The organism is Buttiauxella cochleicola (assembly GCF_021283185.1).
GTDB lineage: Bacteria > Pseudomonadota > Gammaproteobacteria > Enterobacterales > Enterobacteriaceae > Buttiauxella > Buttiauxella massiliensis.
In genome coordinates this window covers 73922-90651 of the sequence record NZ_JAJSOS010000007.1, presented here as the reverse complement: position 1 = coordinate 90651, position 16730 = coordinate 73922, and the positions used below count along the sequence as shown (strand labels likewise).

General features: G+C 51.4%; 11 protein-coding genes and 1 tRNA gene. 7 read left to right on the top strand and 5 right to left on the bottom strand.

The window, feature by feature from the left end; all coding sequences use genetic code 11:
- The 3 genes from LVQ76_RS12325 to LVQ76_RS12315 all read right to left on the bottom strand — a co-directional run bounded on the left by LVQ76_RS12325 (nt 1) and on the right by LVQ76_RS12315 (nt 2479).
- A complete protein-coding gene (locus LVQ76_RS12325; RefSeq protein ID WP_232921745.1) occupies nt 1-1167 on the bottom strand; it encodes a tyrosine-type recombinase/integrase in 1167 nt (388 codons plus the stop codon).
- Between the two features lie 162 nt (nt 1168-1329).
- Nucleotides 1330-1424: transfer RNA gene (locus LVQ76_RS12320), tRNA-Sec, on the bottom strand.
- A gap of 239 nt (nt 1425-1663) precedes the next feature.
- Nucleotides 1664-2479, bottom strand: coding sequence for a helix-turn-helix transcriptional regulator (locus LVQ76_RS12315; protein WP_232864021.1), 816 nt, complete (start codon nt 2477-2479; stop codon nt 1664-1666).
- A 166-nt stretch (nt 2480-2645) separates the two neighbouring features.
- Between LVQ76_RS12315 and LVQ76_RS12310 the strand changes: the two genes are divergently transcribed.
- Nucleotides 2646-4085: an MFS transporter gene (locus LVQ76_RS12310; protein ID WP_232921838.1), complete on the top strand. Its 1440-nt coding sequence runs from the start codon at nt 2646-2648 to the stop codon at nt 4083-4085.
- Between the two features lie 96 nt (nt 4086-4181).
- Here LVQ76_RS12310 and LVQ76_RS12305 read toward each other — a convergent pair whose 3' ends face one another.
- Nucleotides 4182-4775 carry a YhgN family NAAT transporter gene (locus LVQ76_RS12305; RefSeq protein WP_034460330.1) on the bottom strand — a complete coding sequence of 198 codons (594 nt, stop codon included), beginning with the start codon at nt 4773-4775 and terminating at the stop codon, nt 4182-4184.
- 143 nt (nt 4776-4918) lie between these two features.
- On the opposite strand from LVQ76_RS12305, the gene asd reads away from it, so the two are divergent.
- From asd to glgP, 6 genes are all read left to right on the top strand, one after another.
- Nucleotides 4919-6025: an aspartate-semialdehyde dehydrogenase gene (gene asd, locus LVQ76_RS12300; protein ID WP_232921744.1), complete on the top strand. Its 1107-nt coding sequence runs from the start codon at nt 4919-4921 to the stop codon at nt 6023-6025.
- Between the two features lie 348 nt (nt 6026-6373).
- Nucleotides 6374-8560, top strand: coding sequence for a 1,4-alpha-glucan branching enzyme (glgB, locus tag LVQ76_RS12295; RefSeq protein ID WP_151993690.1), 2187 nt, complete (start codon nt 6374-6376; stop codon nt 8558-8560).
- Nucleotides 8557-10539 (top strand): glycogen debranching protein GlgX, encoded by a 1983-nt coding sequence (gene glgX / locus LVQ76_RS12290; protein ID WP_232921743.1) that lies wholly within the window; start codon nt 8557-8559, stop codon nt 10537-10539. The genes glgB and glgX overlap by 4 nt, the downstream gene beginning before the upstream one ends.
- 14 nt (nt 10540-10553) lie before the next feature.
- Nucleotides 10554-11837, top strand: coding sequence for a glucose-1-phosphate adenylyltransferase (gene glgC / locus LVQ76_RS12285; RefSeq protein ID WP_232921742.1), 1284 nt, complete (start codon nt 10554-10556; stop codon nt 11835-11837).
- 112 nt (nt 11838-11949) lie between these two features.
- On the top strand, nt 11950-13383 hold the full coding sequence (glgA, locus tag LVQ76_RS12280; RefSeq protein ID WP_151993687.1) for a glycogen synthase GlgA: 1434 nt from the start codon (nt 11950-11952) through the stop codon (nt 13381-13383).
- 22 nt (nt 13384-13405) lie between these two features.
- Nucleotides 13406-15853, top strand: coding sequence for a glycogen phosphorylase (gene glgP, locus LVQ76_RS12275; RefSeq protein ID WP_232921741.1), 2448 nt, complete (start codon nt 13406-13408; stop codon nt 15851-15853).
- Between the two features lie 101 nt (nt 15854-15954).
- On the opposite strand, the gene LVQ76_RS12270 is transcribed toward glgP, so the two are convergent.
- Complete coding sequence (locus tag LVQ76_RS12270) at nt 15955-16713, bottom strand: DeoR/GlpR family transcriptional regulator (protein WP_151993685.1); 759 nt, start codon at nt 16711-16713, stop codon at nt 15955-15957.
- Nucleotides 16714-16730 lie beyond the last annotated feature (17 nt).

The window sequence follows — 16730 nt, the reverse complement described above, 5'->3', positions numbered from 1 at the left end:
TTAGTAACCAACCTTTTTTGTATACCATTCAAGCATATCCCTGCGCTGTTCTAAATATTGTGCATGGTTATACGTGCCGCGAATACTGTTCTTATCTACATGTGCCAACTGCATTTCAATCCATGCACTATCAAATCCCTGTTCATGGAGGATTGTCGACATTGTATGTCTGAAACCGTGACCTGTAGCACGTCCTTTGTAGCCAAGTAACTCAATCACTTGCGTCACACTTTCCTTGCAGATTGGTTTGCTGCGGTTATTCCTGCCAATAAAAATGTAGGGATAATGACCAGTAATAGGCTTGAGCTGCTTAAAGAGGTCAATCACCTGAGTAGATAAAGGAACGACGTGAGGCCTACGCATTTTCATCCGTTCTGCCGGTATTTCCCATAACCCTTTTTCAAGGTCTACTTCATCCCACGTAGCAAAGCGTAACTCTTGCGTTCGCACACCAGTAAGTATGATTATCTTTGTCGCATTCTTCGTAATAATGCTACCCGTGTACGCTTCAAGATCACGGATAAAATGTGGCAATTCTTCGGCAGATAAAAATGGATGATTCTTTTGCTTTGGAACGGCCAGCGCAATAGCTAAATCAGGTGCAGGGTTGTATTCAGCTCTGCCGGTGATTATGGCGTAGCGGAAAACCTCGCCACAACGTTGACGCACTTTCCTTGTTTTCTCTAATGCTCCCCGCTTTTCGATACGACGTAGCACCTCGAGCAATTCCAGCGGCTTAATTTCCGAGATTGGACGGTTCCCTATGAACGGGAAAACATCCTGCTCAAAGGTCTTAATGATTTCTTCCCGATAGGCCACAGTCCAGCGGTCAGCTTTATTTGTATGCCATTCCCGGCTGATAGCCTCGAAAGAGTTTTCTGTTGAGAGCTGCTGTGCCAGTTTTTGAGCTTTACGTTCTTCTACGGGGTCGATGCCGTTTGCTACCTGCTTACGCGCTGCATCACGTTTCTCGCGAGCCTCAGCAAGTGAAACAAGACTGTATGAACCGAAGGACATGAGGCGGGCTTTACCTGCGAACCGGTAACGGAACCTCCAGCCTTTGCTTCCGTCGGGATTGATGAGCAGAGATAAGCCTTGTCCATCGTTTAGGGTATAGGCCTTGTCTTGCGGCTTAGCGCGGCGGATTTGTATGTCAGTCAGGGGCATGTGTATAAGTGAATTATGTGTATAAAAATTTTATACACAATACTATACATATTTTTCACGGATTTAGGGAGATTGCCTCGGACTTACACGGACGGTGAGGTGAGCTAACTTGATGAATTTAATGATTTTAAAAGACTTTTTCGGATGTGTCCGGACAATGAGTGGCGGAAGATCACAGGAGTTGAACCTGCCCGGCACCGCTGGCGGCACCAACTGGATTTGAAGTCCAGCCGCCTCACCGGAGACGACGATCTTCCTAGCCTCGATTGCTACATGGAGGCGGTGCGCAGTATACCTGGTTTTTCGCTTGTACCAAACAATGCTTTCCCCTTTCCCCAATGAATCCTTCAATACTATTAGCACGATCAATTAAATCGTTCACTTACCACGCGTTTAGCACTTCTTAGCCTCTTTGAATGACCTACCCGCCCTTTATTTCTCACAACCTTAAAAAGCCGGTTTTCGCGATCATAAAAATAGTTTGAAGCAGGAATATTCAGCAGAATCTCGATAGCTGTTCCAACTGCCGTTCCCCTTCTTCATCCACCGGTAAATACACCAGTAGGCGCGCGCCATCACGCGGGGCTGAATACCAGTTCGTTTGCTGCATCTGGATGGTGCCGATTTGTGGGTGAATAAATTGCTTCCGATGGTTTTCAATCGCGCGTACTTCATAACGCTGCTGCCACAGGGCTTTAAATTCTGCCGAGACAGAGAAAAAGCACTCCAGTAATGCCTCCCAGCGTGGCTCGCCTCGGTGTTCTGCCATCCCAGCCCGGAAGTAGCCGACAAATAACGGCAAAATGTACTCTTTGTCACCAAGGCGGCGGCTCCAGTTATCGTTAGTCAGATACTGGTAAATGCAGTTGCGTTCATCAACCGGAACGGCATCCAGATCCACTCCCATTAGCAGACAAAAATTGCGGTTGTAACCAATAAGATCGAAGTTGGGCTTTTGCATGCTGGCCGGGTTTGGCATCAGTGCATCAAGTAAGCGGCGAGATGCGGGGCTGAGATTTTCACACAGCGCAGCGGCGGGAATCTCTGCCGGTGATAAGCCCGCGAGAATAAATAAATGACGTGTCTCAACGGGAGAGCATTGCAACGCGCTAGTGATAGCCGTCATCACGCTGACGGAGGGGTTCACATCCCGTCCTTGCTCAAGCCAGGTGTACCAGGTCACACCAACGTCTGCCAACAGCGCGACTTCTTCACGGCGCAGCCCTGGCGTGCGGCGGCGGCCACTGCGGGGTAAACCGAGACGTTGAGGGTCAAGACTTTCACGTCGGGTGCGTAAAAAAGCCGCCAACATTTTTCGATTGTCTTCCAGGGTGGTAGTGCGCTGGTCAAGTTTTGTGATGGTTGTCACGGAAAACTCCAGAAGGGTAGTTCCAATACCAGTATAAGCAAGAACTGGTACCCGTTTAAACATTGGGGGATGCTACGCCGGTATCCTGAACCGTGCAATGGAGCACATGATGAGAATTCCCCCTTTTTCCCTTGGACGAGCAGGTTTGATTTTGCTTCTGACAAGCCAGATGTTGCCGCTTATTGATACGTCGATTACCAACGTGGCCCTGGACTCGATCACCCAGTCATTGGGTACCAGCCATACAGAGTTGGAACTTATTGTGGCGCTCTATGGGGTGGCCTTCGCCGTTTGTCTGGCTGTAGGCAGCAAGCTTGGAGATAACCTGGGCCGCAGGCGTGTTCTGATGTGGGGTGTAGCGTTGTTTGGTATTGCCTCTTTGCTGTGTGGCATTGCCGGCTCTGTTGGAACGCTGCTTGCTGCACGCACGTTGCAGGGCATGGGGGCCGCATTAATTGTGCCGCAGATTTTGGCAACACTTCACGTCACGTTAAAAGGCACCGCTCATACCAAAGCCATTAGCCTTTATGGAGGCATCGGAGGTATTGCTTTTATTATTGGGCAAATGGGTGGGGGATGGCTGGTATCATCAGATATCGCCGGGCTTGGCTGGCGTAACGCTTTTTTTATTAATGTCCCGATTTGCATCTTTGTATTGATGGTAGGAAAGCGTTATTTGCCGGAAACCCGTAGTGAAAGCGTTTCGCGTATCGATTGGCAGGGGACTTTTTGCCTGGCGTTAATACTCTGCTGCCTGCTCTTTCCTATGGCACTTGGCCCAGAACTACACTGGCCATGGCAGATGCAAGCTGCGTTGATAGCGATTATTCCACTTGGTTGGTGGATGCGTTCCGGAGCATTAAGCCAGCAACAACGTGGCCTACAGCCTTTGCTTCCACCGCGATTGCTTAAACTCACCAGCATTCGTTTTGGCATTTTGATAGCCGTTATGTTCTATACCTGCTGGTCGGGCTTTATGTTTTGCATGGCTTTAACGCTACAGGCTGGGCTGGGAATGGCTCCGTGGCAGTCGGGTAACAGCTTTATTGCCCTTGGAGTAGCCTATTTTATTTCAGCTTGTTATGCCCCAAAACTGATTGCACGCCATTCCATGAGCACGATTTTGCTGGCTGGCATTGTGGTGCAGGTGGCTGGGCTATTGGCGCTCATTGCTACGTTACAACACTTTGGTCACAGTGCTGGCGCGTTAGCTGTCGCCCCTGCAACATTGTTGATTGGCTACGGGCAGGCGCTGATCGTTAACAGTTTTTATCGCCTCGGGATGCGTGACATCGCCCCTAATGATGCCGGCGCGGGGAGTGCGATTTTAAGTACGCTGCAACAATCAACGCTTGGACTTGGCCCGGCAATCCTCGGTGCGTTGTTCCTGCATTTCCGTGTGCTGAGCAATGGTGACTATGTGGAGGCGATGATGGGATTCTTGCTGGTCGAAGCGTTGGTTATGCTGGTATTGGCGGGGGTGACGCTGATGAGCCGTCGCCAGCTTCATTCTCCTGTGCTTTGCAAGCCCGTGATTTCAGAGAAGTGATACGCAGGACGTTACGATAATAGAAAGCCGCCTTTTATGAAGGCGGCTTTCTTGTTTGTGCTGATACTGAAAGGGAGTTAGCGGAATGTCTACGCCTTATCCCTTCATCCAAATTCTAAGCCCATCGAGGAACATTTGAGTTGCCAGCATGACCAATACCAGGCCCATCAGGCGCTCCAGCGCGTTAACGCCTTTTTCCCCGAGTAAGCGTAAGAACAGCGATGATTGCAGCAAAATTACCACGGTGCCGCCCCAGGCCAGCATCAACGCAGCAACCAGGTGCCCCATCTGGTTTGGATACTGGTGTGATAACAGCATTAATGTTGCCAGTAACGTTGGCCCGGCAACCAGCGGAATAGCCAGCGGCACGATAAATGGTTCTTCGCCAGCAGGCAGGCCAGAGGCGTTGCCTTCATGGCTTGGGAAGATCATTCGGATGGCAATCAGGAACAGGATAATCCCGCCGGAAATCGACACGCTTTCCGCACGCAGGTTAAGAAACGCAAGGATTTTTTCCCCGGCAAACAGGAAGATCAGCATGATGATCAGTGCAATAAGCAGTTCGCGGATCATGATGGCCCGGCGGCGCTTCGGCTCAGTATGCTTGAGCACTGACATAAAAATCGGCAGGTTCCCCAACGGGTCCATAATCAGGATTAACAATACTGCCGCAGAAATGATTTCGGTCATGAATAGTTGTCTCTAATAAGTTGTATTTCTAATAGCTTGCAGATCATTGATTAATTTCACTTGCGACTTTGGTAGCATTTTGTAATGTGGGACATATTCCCTTGAATGCACTCAACGCAAATACCTCTGCAGGATTAGTCGCTATGAAAAATGTTGGTTTTATCGGTTGGCGCGGTATGGTCGGTTCCGTTCTCATGCAACGCATGGTTGAAGAACGCGATTTTGACGCCATTCGCCCAGTTTTCTTCTCCACTTCTCAGTTAGGCCTCCCGGCCCCATCTTTTGCAGGCCAGAACAACGGCACGCTGCAAGATGCCTACGACCTGGAAGCGCTGAAGGCACTGGACATTATCATTACCTGCCAGGGCGGCGATTATACCAACGAAATCTATCCAAAGCTTCGTGAAAGCGGCTGGCAAGGTTACTGGATTGATGCTGCATCTTCACTGCGTATGAAAGATGACGCGATTATCATCCTCGACCCGGTTAACCAGCACGTTATTCAGGAAGGTCTGAATAATGGCGTGAAAACCTTTGTTGGCGGCAACTGCACCGTTAGCCTGATGCTGATGTCCCTTGGCGGCCTGTTTGCAAACGACATGGTTGACTGGGTTTCTGTTGCGACTTACCAGGCGGCATCCGGCGGTGGCGCGCGCCATATGCGTGAACTGTTGACCCAGATGGGCCAGTTGCATAGCCACGTTGCCAGCGAGCTTGCTGATCCTGCATCTGCCATTTTGAACATCGAACGTAAAGTGACTGACCTGGCTCGTAGCGGCAGTCTGCCAACGGATAACTTCGGTGTGCCATTGGCTGGCAGCCTGATCCCATGGATCGACAAGCAGCTTGATAATGGCCAGACCCGCGAAGAGTGGAAAGGCCAGGCTGAAACCAACAAAATCCTTAATACCGGCACTATCATTCCAGTTGATGGCCTTTGTGTCCGTGTTGGCGCGCTGCGCTGCCACAGCCAGGCATTCACCCTCAAACTGAAAAAAGATGTCTCTTTGCCAACCATCGAAGCGATGCTGGCCGGGCATAACGATTGGGTCAAAGTCGTGCCAAACGACCGTGATATCACTATGCGTGAGCTGACGCCTGCTGCGGTAACTGGCACGCTCACTACTCCAGTCGGACGTTTGCGTAAACTGAATATGGGTCCTGAGTACTTGTCTGCCTTCACTGTTGGCGACCAGCTGCTATGGGGCGCTGCCGAACCGTTACGTAGAATGTTGCGCTTGCTCGCATAATTACACTTACTCACTAAAGGGGCATTGCAGCCCCTTTTTTTATCACGTCATATACCCTTCATACTTCACGTTATGGGTGTGTTGGTTGCACTCCGTCACCCCAGTCACTTACTTAAGTAAGCTCCTGGGATTCCTGAGTTTAACGCCTTCCCATAACTCGAATTATTTGGGTATACATGAAGCATATGACTTTAGTTGATTAATTTTCGGGAGCAAAACAGAGCGTTGGCTATGCTTTATTCAGGGCGATAAACCGCCATGAAGATTAGTTGGGCGGAACGGCTTGCAGGAAAACAATGTTATTGCCGTCCGTTAGGGTCAATGAATGACAAAAAACAGGACGAAACCATGTCTGTTCATCCAGAAAAAGACGTGATAAATGCGCTAATTGCGGGTCATTTTGCTGATCCTTTTTCTCTGCTGGGAATGCATAAAACTGAAGCCGGGCTGGAAGTTCGTGCCCTGTTACCGAACGCGACAGAAGTGTGGATTATCGACCCGAAGACCGGTGGGAAGGTCGGCAAGTTAGAGTGTATTGATTCACGTGGTTTCTTTTGCGGGGTTATCCCGCGACGTAAAAATCTTTTCCGTTATCAACTTGCTGTTGTCTGGCATGGCCATGAAAATCTTATTGATGATCCCTATCGCTTTGGGCCGCTAATTCAGGAGATGGATAGTTGGCTGTTGTCCGAAGGCACGCACTTACGCCCCTATGAAACGCTCGGCGCGCATGCCGACACCATGGACGGCGTGACCGGAACGCGTTTCTCCGTTTGGGCACCTAACGCCCGCCGTGTCTCAGTTGTTGGGCAATTTAACTATTGGGATGGCCGTCGCCACCCGATGCGTTTGCGCCGTGAAAGCGGTATCTGGGAACTCTTTATTCCTGGCGCTCATCCTGGGCAACTCTACAAATTCGAACTGATTGATACCGAAGGGCATCTGCGCCTGAAGGCTGACCCGTATGCGTTTGAGTCGCAAATGCGCCCGGAAACCGCGTCGCTGATTTGTGGCTTGCCTGACAAAACTACCCTTAGCCCTGCGCGCCAGCATGCGAATGGCTTTGATCAGCCAATTTCAATTTATGAAGTACATCTTGGTTCGTGGCGTCGCCATGCCGACAATAATTTCTGGCTCAGTTACCGCGAATTGGCAGATCAACTGGTGCCGTACGTCAAAGAGATGGGCTTTACTCACCTCGAGCTGTTGCCGATTAACGAGCACCCGTTCGATGGCAGTTGGGGGTATCAACCACAAGGTTTATACGCGCCAACACGCCGCTTCGGTACGCGTGAAGACTTCCGCTACTTTATTAATGCCGCGCATGCTGCGGGCTTAAACGTTTTACTGGACTGGGTTCCAGGGCATTTCCCGACGGACGACGCGGGCCTGGCGAAATTCGATGGCACTTCGCTGTATGAACACGGCGATCCGCGCGAAGGTTATCACCAGGACTGGAACACGCTGATTTATAACTACGGGCGGCGCGAAGTCAGCAACTATCTGGTGGGTAACGCGCTGTACTGGATTGAGCGCTTCGGTATTGATGGCTTACGCGTTGATGCGGTGGCATCGATGATTTATCGCGATTACAGCCGCCAGCCTGGCGAGTGGATACCTAACGATAAAGGCGGGCGTGAAAACCTCGAAGCGATTGAATTCCTGCGCAATACCAACCGTATTATTGGCGAGCAAACGCCGGGTGCGGTGACCATGGCTGAAGAGTCTACCGATTTTACTGGCGTGTCGCGGCCACCTTCCATGGGGGGTTTAGGTTTCTGGTTTAAATGGAACCTCGGCTGGATGCACGACACGCTCGATTACATGAAACTCGACCCGGTGCATCGCCAGTATCATCACGACAAGATGACTTTTGGCATGTTGTACAACAGCACCGAAAACTTCGTACTGCCTTTGTCGCACGATGAAGTGGTACATGGCAAAAAATCCATTCTCGACCGTATGCCGGGTGATGCCTGGCAGAAATTTGCCAACCTGCGTGCTTACTACGGTTGGATGTGGGCTTTCCCCGGCAAGAAACTGCTGTTTATGGGCAATGAATTTGCCCAAGGGCGAGAGTGGAACCACGACAGTAGTCTCGACTGGCATTTGCTGGAAGGCGGCGACAACTGGCACCACGGCGTGAAACGCCTGGTACGCGATTTAAACCACACATATCGCCACCACGCCGCGATGCATGAACTGGATTTTGACAGCTATGGTTTTGAATGGCTGGTGGTGGAAGACAACATTAATTCCGTCTTTATCTTTGTACGCCGCGATTCAAAAGGTAACGAAATTATTGTCGCCAGCAACTTCACGCCGGTGCCGCGCTACAACTATCGCTTTGGCATTAATCAGCCAGGTCGCTGGCGCGAGGAGCTGAATACAGACTCAATGCATTATCACGGCAGTAATGCCGGAAACAGCGGTGCCGTGCAGAGCGATGCTATTCCAAGCCACGGTCGCGAGCACTCCCTGAGTCTGACACTACCTCCGCTTTCGACTATCTGGTTGGTACGGGAGGCTGAATGACGCAACTCACTGCCGGGAACCCGGCTCCGTATGGTTCGTTTTTTGATGGCAAAGGCGTCAATTTCACGCTGTTTTCGGCTCATGCAGAAAAAGTCGAACTCTGCGTTTTTGACGAACACGGCCACGAGCGGCGTTATGACTTGCCGGTGCGCACAGGCGACATCTGGCATGGTTATTTGCCCGATGCAAAGCCTGGCCTGAAATATGGCTATCGCGTCCATGGCCCGTGGGATCCGCAAAACGGGCATCGTTTTAACCCGGCAAAACTGCTGCTAGACCCTTGCGCTCGAGTGGTTGTTGGCGGTGTCGATAACCACCCGCATCTTCACGGTGGCTATGACGAGCCGAATCTGGAAGACAGCGGCCCACACATGGCGAAATGCATGGTGGTGCGCGATAAGTTTGACTGGGAAGGCGACGAACACCCGCGTACCCCTTGGGGTGACACCGTTATTTACGAAGCGCATGTTCGTGGGTTGACGCTTCTACACCCTGAAATACCCGAAGAGCTGCGTGGTACTTATGCCGCACTCGGCCATCCGGTGATGATTAACTATTTCAAACGCCTCGGGATCACGGCGCTTGAACTGATGCCGGTCGCGCATTTTGTTACGGAGCCGCGCGTCGCCCATTTAGGGTTAAGCAACTATTGGGGCTATAACCCGCGTTCGTTTTACGCCGTCGAAGGTTATTACGCTGTGAATCATGATCCACTGGCGGCCGCCAACGAGCTGCGTGGTGCGGTGAAAGCGCTGCACGAAGCGGGCATTGAGGTGATTCTCGACATTGTTCTTAACCACAGCGCGGAACTTGATCGTGACGGTCCAACCCTCTCGCTGAGCGGAATCGATAACCGTAGCTATTATTGGTTAATGGACAATGGTGATTACCAGAACTGGACTGGTTGCGGTAACACCTTGAATTTGAGTACGCCAGGTGTGGTGGCGCAGGTGGTGGATTGCCTGCGTTATTGGGTCGACAGCTGCCATATTGACGGATTCCGTTTCGATCTTGCCTCGATCATGGGGCGTACGCCAGAGTTCCGTCAGGATGCACCATTGTTTGAGGCGATCAAAAACGATCCGGTTTTGTCGCAGATAAAGCTGATTGCTGAGCCGTGGGATATTGGCGCGGGGGGGTATCAGGTCGGCAACTACCCGCCGTTATTTGCGGAATGGAACGATCATTTTCGTGATGGCATGCGGCGTTTCTGGCTGCGACAAGATTTATCGTTAGGTGGATTCGCTTGCCGCTTTGCCGGTTCAAGTGATGTCTATCGACATGGGGAGCGTCTCCCTTCGACCAGCATCAATTTAATCACGGCTCACGACGGTTTTACCTTGCGCGATTGTGTCAGCTTCAACCAAAAACACAATGAAGCGAACGGTGAAGACAACCGTGATGGCACCAACAATAACTACAGCAATAACTATGGCTTCGAAGGGCTGGAAGCCTCGCTTTATATTAAAGAACGGCGGCGCGACAGTGTTCACGCCTTGCTCACATTGTTACTGCTTTCTCAGGGTACGCCGATGCTTTTGGCCGGTGATGAACACGGTCACAGTCAGCATGGTAATAACAATGCTTATTGCCAGGATAACCAACTGACATGGCTTGACTGGGAACACTGCAACGATGGCTTAACCACTTTTACCGCGGCATTGATTCATCTACGCAAGACGATTCCGGCATTAACCCGGAATGTCTGGTGGGAGGAAGGCGATGGCAATGTGCGCTGGTGGAATAAAGAGGCTCAACCTCTGAATGCTGACGAATGGGAGAACGGGGTTCATCGGTTACAAATCCAACTCTCAGACCGTTGGCTAATAACGATTAACGCTACCGAAGAAGTGGCCGACATCGTTCTACCCGAAGGGGAATGGCGTGCTATTCCTCCGTTTGCCGGTGAAGACAACCCGGTGGTGATGGCTGTATGGCATGGTCCCGCGCACGGAGTATGCGTTTTCCAGAAATCATAAAAAAGGAGTCAGTCATGGTTAGGCTTGATAAGAACGATCCTCTGATGTTGGCAAGACAACTGCCAAACAAATCTGTCGCCCTGATTCTGGCTGGTGGGCGCGGTACCCGATTGAAAGATTTAACCTCAACGCGCGCCAAGCCTGCTGTCCACTTTGGTGGCAAGTTCCGCATTATTGATTTTGCGCTGTCCAATTGCATTAACTCGGGTATTCGCCGTATCGGCGTGATTACGCAATATCAGTCGCATACGTTGGTTCAACATATCCAACGTGGCTGGTCATTTTTTAGCGAAGAGATGAACGAGTTTGTCGATTTGCTCCCGGCACAGCAACGTGTACATGGTGAAAACTGGTATCGCGGCACGGCTGATGCCGTTACGCAAAACCTCGATATTATCCGCCGCTACAAAGCCGAGTACGTGGTTATCCTCGCGGGTGATCATATCTACAAGCAAGATTACTCACGCATGTTGATAGACCATGTGGAGAAAGGTGCGCGCTGTACCGTGGCATGTATGCCTGTTCCACTCCATGAAGCTTCTGCATTTGGCGTAATGGCGGTTGATAGCGAAGAGAAAATTATCGAATTCGTTGAGAAACCGGCAAATCCGCCGTCTATGCCGGGCGATGACACGAAAGCGCTCGCCAGCATGGGTATCTACGTTTTCGATGCCGATTACTTGTACGAATTGCTGGAAACTGACGACAAAAACGAAAACTCAAGCCACGACTTCGGGAAAGATATCATCCCGTACGTCATGAAATCAGGTTCGGCGTTTGCCCACCCATTCCCGCTTTCTTGTGTGCAATCAGACCCGGATGCCGAACCGTACTGGCGCGATGTTGGTACCCTGGAAGCTTACTGGAAAGCCAACCTCGACCTCGCCTCGGTGACGCCGGAACTGGATATGTACGACCGCGACTGGCCGATTCGCACCCACATGGAACCGTTGCCTCCGGCGAAATTTGTGCAAGACCGCTCCGGCAGCCACGGTATGACGCTGAACTCGCTGGTGTCTGGCGGCTGCATTATTTCGGGCTCCGTGGTGGTTCAGTCAGTGTTGTTCCCCCGCGTGCGCGTTAACTCGTTTTGCAATATTGATTCCTCAGTATTGTTGCCAGACGTCATCGTCGGGCGTTCGTGCCGTTTACGCCGTTGCATTATCGACCGCGCCTGCGTCATTCCTGAAGGGATGGTTGTCGGGGAAAACGCCGAAGAAGATGCACGCCGTTTCTACCGTTCTGAAGAAGGCATTGTGCTTGTCACCCGTGAAATGCTGGCCAAGCTGCCTGGTTAAGTTTTAAAGGATTGATCACCGTGCAGCAAGGGTTGCACGGTGAAGTTTTATCGTTTGGCGCTCCTGAAGTTTACTTGATGAGAGCGCTGCGACTTTCCATATGGGAGCGATAATGCAGGTCTTACATGTATGTTCTGAAATGTTTCCACTGCTGAAAACGGGTGGTCTGGCAGATGTGCTTGGCGCGTTACCGGCGGCACAAATTGCAGGCGGTGTTGAGACGCGAGTCTTGCTGCCTGCTTTCCCTGACATTCGTCGTGGCATTGTTGATGCGCAGGTTGTGGCACATCGCGACACCTTCGCGGGTCATATGACTTTGTTATATGGCCACTTCAACGGCGTGGGAATTTACCTGATTGACGCCCCACATTTATACGATCGTCCCGGTAGCCCATATCACGACACCAATCAGTTCGCTTACACCGACAACGTGCACCGTTTTGCATTGTTGGGTTGGGTCGGCGCTGAGATGGCATGTGGTCTGGACCCCTTCTGGCGCCCGGATATTGTGCATGCGCATGACTGGCATGCGGGCCTGGTACCTGCGTACCTGGAAGCGCGTGGTCGCCCGGCAAAATCGGTATTTACTGTCCATAACCTGGCGTATCAGGGGCTGTTTTACGCCCATCATATGAATGAAATTGATCTGCCCTGGTCGTTCTATGACATGAACGGCCTGGAGTTCAATGGTCAAATTTCGTACTTGAAAGCTGGCCTTTACTATGCTGATCATATTACGGCGGTCAGCCCGACTTATGCCCGCGAGATAACCGAACCGCAATTTGCTTACGGCATGGAAGGGCTGTTGCGCCAGCGCCACCGTGAGGGAAGGCTGTCAGGTATTCTTAACGGCGTGGATGAGAAAATTTGGGACCCGGCTCATGACTTGCTTCTGGCTGCTCGCTATACCCGCGACACGCTGGAGGAAAAGGCTGAGAACAAACGCCAACTGCAGGTGGCGATGGGACTGAAGGTTAACGATAAAGCACCGCTGTTTGCAGTCGTCAGCCGTTTAACCAGCCAGAAAGGCCTGGATTTGGTGCTGGAAGCGTTGCCGGGGTTACTCGAGCAAGGTGGGCAACTGGCGTTACTCGGCGCGGGTGATTCGGTGATGCAGGAAGGATTCCTTGCGGCGGCGGCAGAGCATCCCGGGCAGGTGGGTGTTCAAATTGGTTATCACGAAGCTTTCTCGCACCGCATTATAGGCGGGGCAGATGTCATTCTGGTGCCGAGTCGTTTTGAACCTTGCGGCTTAACGCAATTGTATGGCCTTAAGTACGGCACATTGCCATTGGTGCGGCGTACAGGCGGGCTTGCAGATACCGTGTCTGACAGTTCGCTGGAAAACCTGGCTGACGGTATCGCCAGTGGATTCGTGTTTGAAGACAGTAATGCCTGGTCGCTGTTAAGAGCGATCCGGCGTGCCTTCGTGTTGTGGTCTCGCCCTTCGCTGTGGCGATTTGTTCAACGTCAGGCAATGGGCATGGATTTTAGCTGGCAGGTAGCGGCGCATTCCTACCGCGATCTGTACCAACGTTTGCTGTAGCCATCCACCAGGAATCACTGATATGAACGCACCCTTTTCCTATGCTTCACCGACGCTCAGTATTGAGGCTCTAAAGCACTCAATCGCCTATAAACTGATGTTTACGGTTGGGAAAGACCCTGCCATTGCGAACAAACATGAGTGGCTAAACGCCACGTTGTTTGCGGTTCGTGACAGGTTGGTAGAGCGCTGGCTGCGTTCTAACCGTGCTCAGCTATCCCAGGAAGTTCGCCAGGTTTACTATCTGTCGATGGAGTTTTTGATTGGCCGCACGCTCTCTAATGCGCTGCTTTCATTAGGTATTTATGAGGATGTCAAAAACGCACTGGAAGAGATGGGGCTGGATCTTGAAGAGTTGATTGACGAAGAGAACGACCCCGGCCTCGGTAATGGCGGGCTCGGTCGTCTCGCCGCCTGTTTCCTCGATTCACTGGCAACGCTCGGTTTGCCGGGCCGTGGTTATGGTATTCGCTACGACTATGGCATGTTCAAACAAAATATCGTTGATGGCCGGCAGAAAGAGTCCCCGGACTACTGGCTCGAGTACGGTAACCCGTGGGAGTTCAAGCGCCACAACACACGCTACAAAGTGCGCTTTGGTGGGCGCGTGCAGCTTGAAGCCAAAAAATTCCGCTGGGTAGAAACTGAAGAAATACTTGCGGTCGCGTATGACCAGATAATCCCTGGCTACGATACCGATGCAACAAACACGCTGCGTCTGTGGAATGCGCAGGCCAGTAGCGAAATTAACCTCGGTAAATTTAACCAGGGCGATTATTTCGCAGCGGTAGAAGATAAAAACCATTCGGAAAACGTCTCGCGCGTGCTCTACCCGGATGACTCGACCTATTCAGGCCGTGAACTGCGTTTGCGCCAGGAGTATTTCCTGGTCTCATCAACAGTGCAGGACATTCTTAGCCGCCATTTCCAGCTACATAAAACCTATGACAATCTGGCGGATAAAATCGCCATCCACCTCAACGACACACATCCGGTATTAGCGATTCCTGAGCTGATGCGTTTGTTAATCGATGAGCATAAGTTCAGCTGGGAAGATGCCTTTGAGGTTTGCTGCCAGGCATTCTCGTACACCAACCACACCTTGATGAGTGAGGCGCTGGAAACCTGGCCGGTAGATATGCTGGGCAAAATTCTGCCGCGCCATTTGCAGATAATCTTCGAGATTAACGACTACTTCCTGAAAACTCTTCAGGAGCAGCATCCAAACGATACCGCTCTACTGGGGCGCACTTCGATTATTGATGAATCCAATGGCCGTAAAGTTCGTATGGCATGGCTTGCAGTGGTAGTCAGCCACAAAGTGAATGGCGTTTCTGAACTGCACTCCAACCTGATGGTTCAGTCGTTATTTGCTGATTTTGCTGCCATCTTCCCGATGCGTTTTTGTAATAAAACGAACGGCGTGACACCACGTCGCTGGCTGGCTTTGGCTAACCCACCGCTTTCAGAAGTGTTGGATGAAAATATTGGCCGCACCTGGCGTACCGATCTTAGCCAGTTGAACGACCTGAAACAGCATATTGATTACCCAACGGTGCATCAGGATGTGCGTAAGGCGAAGCTTGCCAACAAGAAGCGTCTGGCAAGTTACATCGGCCAGCAGCTCAATGTGGTAGTCAACCCAAATGCGCTGTTTGATGTGCAGATCAAACGTATTCACGAGTACAAACGTCAGTTAATGAACGTGCTGCATGTGATCACGCGCTACAACCGCATTAAGGCCGATCCGACAGCCGATTGGGTGCCGCGCGTGAATATCTTCGCTGGTAAAGCGGCGTCAGCTTATTACATGGCAAAACACATTATTCACCTCATCAATGATGTGGCGGCGGTGATCAACAACGATCCGGTAGTCAAAGATCGTTTGAAAGTGGTGTTTATCCCGAACTACAGCGTTAGCCTTGCGCAGATCATTATCCCTGCGGCGGATCTCTCCGAGCAGATCTCTCTGGCGGGAACTGAAGCATCCGGCACCAGTAATATGAAGTTTGGCCTGAACGGTGCGCTGACTATCGGCACGCTTGATGGGGCAAACGTCGAAATGCTGGAGCATGTGGGGGCAGATAATATCTTTATCTTTGGTAATACGGCGGAAGAGGTCGAAACGCTACGGCGTAAAGGCTATCAGCCGCGCGAATATTATGAAAAAGATGAAGAGCTGCACCAGGTGTTGACGCAAATCGGTACGGGCACGTTCAGTCCGGGCGAACCGACGCGCTACCGTGACCTGCTGGATTCACTGATTAACTTTGGTGACCACTATCAGGTATTGGCAGATTACCGCAGCTATGTGGATTGCCAGGACAGAGTAGATGAGCTGTATCGCCAGCCGGAAGAGTGGACCATTCGAACCATGCACAATATTGCCAACATGGGTTATTTCTCGTCTGACAGGACGATTCAGGAATACGCCGATGAGATTTGGCATATCAAACCGGTGAGATTGTAATCCATGGGCGGATAAGTAGTGGCGGATGACGCTGCGCGTATCCGCCCTACAATTCTGAACGTAGGGTGGATACGCAACGCGTCATCCACCGCAAAACAATCTCAGCACAACTCCAGTTGCACATTATTCTCAGCAATCACCTGCATCACGCCTGCTGGTGGAATGGCATCGGTATATACCGCATCCACCAAAGCAATACTGCCCAGATTCACCATCGCATTACGGCCGAATTTAGAGTGATCCACCACCAGCATTACGCAGCGCGAGTTTTCAATGATGGCGCGTTTGGTGCGAACTTCGTGATAATCAAACTCCAGCAGCGAACCGTCACCGTCGATGCCGCTAATCCCCAGAATGCCGAAATCCAACCTGAACTGAGAGATAAAATCGAGTGTCGCCTCGCCGATAATGCCACCGTCGCGGCTGCGTAATTCGCCGCCGGCCAGAATAATGCGGAAGTCTTCTTTAACCTTGAGCGTGTTAGCCACGTTCAAGTTATTGGTTACCACGCGCAAATTGCTGTGATTCAACAACGCATGAGCGACGGCTTCCGGTGTGGTGCCGATATCAATAAACAGCGTGGCACCGTTAGGGATCTGGCTGGCAACCTTTTGCGCGATACGCTCTTTTTCCGCCGTCTGGGTCGCCTTACGATCGTGCCACGGCGTATTCACAGAACTTGAAGGCAGAGCGGCGCCACCGTGATGGCGCATGATCAGATTCTGGTCTGCCAGATCGTTTAGATCGCGACGAATAGTTTGCGGGCTGACTGCAAACTGTTCGACGAGCTCTTCGGTACTGACATAGCCTTGTTTTTTAACCAATTCGACAATCGCATCATGACGTTGTGTTTGCTTCACGCTGTTTTATTCTCCTG